General features: G+C 66.2%; 2 protein-coding genes. One reads left to right on the top strand and one right to left on the bottom strand.

Annotated features, from left to right (window positions below):
- Window positions 1-701 (top strand): helix-turn-helix transcriptional regulator (locus ETD85_RS65345; protein WP_206059647.1); only part of this gene is annotated, 701 nt, incomplete at its 5' end.
- On the opposite strand, the gene ETD85_RS61800 is transcribed toward ETD85_RS65345, so the two are convergent.
- Window positions 678-1718, bottom strand: coding sequence for an AI-2E family transporter (locus ETD85_RS61800; RefSeq protein WP_240780181.1), 1041 nt, complete (start codon window positions 1716-1718; stop codon window positions 678-680). The genes ETD85_RS65345 and ETD85_RS61800 overlap by 24 nt on opposite strands.
- Between the last annotated feature and the right edge of the window lie 455 nt (window positions 1719-2173).

The raw sequence follows: 2173 nt of genomic DNA on the forward strand, positions 1-2173 counted from the left end.
GCCCCGACCTGGACCACGCAGACCTCTCGGACCTGCCCCCGACCCTGGACCTTTCGGACCTGGACTCGACCCTGGACCTTTCGGGCCTGGACGTTTCGCTCCTGCCCCCGAACCTGGACCTTTCGGATCTGGACCGTGGTCCGGGCCCCGGCCTGGATCTGGACCCGAGCCTGGCCCTCTCCGACCTCGCACCCAGCCCGGCCACCAGCCTGCGGGACCGCCCCGAAGGCCCTCCCGCCGCCCGCTTGGGGGACCCTTCGGACGTTCCCGCCGCCCGCCTGGGGGATCCTTCGGACGTGCTCGCCGCTCGCCTGGCGGCCACCATCCAGTCCCGGCTCGAGGTCATGCGATCCGCCGTCCGGGCACGCCTCGCCCGATCGGCCGCCCTCGACCCCGCCACCCGCGCCATCGCCACCGGCTTGCGCAAGGGCCGGACGGTCGCGGACGTGGCCTGGTCACTCGGCCTCAGCGAACGCCAGCTCCAGCGCCGCAGCGTGACGGCCTTCGGCTACGCGCCGAAGACCCTCCAGCGCATCGTCCGCTTCCAGTGCGCGCTCCGGCTGGCCCGCGCCGGCGTCCCGCTGGCGGAGGTGGCGGTCACGGCCGGCTACACCGACCAGGCGCACCTGTCACACGACGTCAAGCGGCTGAGCGGGGTGTCGCTGCGCGGCCTCGTCTCACCCGTTCGGGAGCTTGCCTGACACGAGCGCCTGAGCCCACCGGGCGCTCGGGTCGCTGTCGATCAGCAGGGCCCGCGTCAGCAGGCTGAGCGGGATGGCGAGAATGGCGCCCAGCGGGCCGAGCACGAAGGTCCAGACGATCAGCGAGATGAACGTCATCGTCGTCGAGAGCCCGACCGCGTCCCCCAGGAATTTGGGCAGGATGAACGACTGCGTGACGACGTTGATGACGATGTACGCGACGAGGACGAGCACCATCGTCTGCACCCCGCCGTCCAGCAGAGCGAGCATGGTGGGCGGCAGGAGGGCGATGACGAAGCCGATGTTCGGAATGTAGTTGGCGATGAGCGCGAGCACCCCCCAGAGCAGGGGCAGGGGCACGTCCAGCAGGGAAAGGGCGATCACGTCAAGAATGGCGTTCATCAGCCCGAAGACGGTCGAAACGATGAGATAGCGCCGGGTCTTGTGCGCGAACGTGGCCAGCGCCTCCACCAGTTGCGGCCTGCTGCCTTCACCGCTCATCAGAATTTTGGCCGTCATCGGCGCGTCGAGACACATGGCCAGCAGCAGCACCACGATCAGAAAAAGCGAGGAGAGCACGCCGATCAAACTGCCGACCAGGCTCTGCGCCAAGCCGAGGATCTTGCCGGGGTCGAACGCCTGCAGCGCCTTGCTCAGCATGTCGTTGCTGACGCCGTGGGTGGTGGCCCAGTGCTGGGAGTCGTCGATGAGCTGGTCGAACTGGCTGGTGTAGCTGGGCAGCAGAAAGGCGAGCTGGGTGGCCGAGATGGTCAGGATCCCGGCCATGCTCAGCAGCACGAGCACCACGATGAGGAACGGCACCGCCACCTGGAGCCAGACGGGCGCACGCCTGGCGTCGAGCCAGCTGCGCACCGGGGCGACGGCGATGACCAGCACCAGGGCCAGCACGACTGGCCCGGCGATGGAGGCCACCTCGCGGAGTCCGAAGAGGGCGATCACCGCTCCGGCGATGCCCACCAGGATGATGAGCGCCCTGGGGACGTGTTGATCTCGCACGCCCCCTACTTACCCCGGGCCGACGGGAGAACCATCGATTTGACGGTTCCCGGAGGCGTACATAGAGTTCACCAGTCCCACGAGGACGGCGGTGATCGCCGGCCTCACTCGGGGACAACCTCCAGACACCAACACTCCGGTGAACGTGCGCGTGCACTCGGATCGGCTGGTAAGTTAGAGGGGTTGTCCCGGAAACGGGGCAGAGCTTAATTCCCGCAGGTCGAGCAAGTCCGGTCAATTTGACAGGGACTGGAACGGCTGAAAGAATTAAGACACAACGAAAGAACGCAGAACGAAATGAACGCCTCCAAGCCGGGATCGCAGAGATTCTGGTGGGGATGTACGCGTCCGTTTCTTGAGAACTCAACAGTGTGTTAAAAGCCAGTGCATGATTAACCATGCATAACCCCGTCAAGGGTTTTCGGATTCTTGATGGATTCCTTTTTGGTTGGGAT

This window comes from Nonomuraea zeae, from assembly GCF_005889725.1.
Lineage (GTDB): Bacteria > Actinomycetota > Actinomycetes > Streptosporangiales > Streptosporangiaceae > Nonomuraea > Nonomuraea zeae.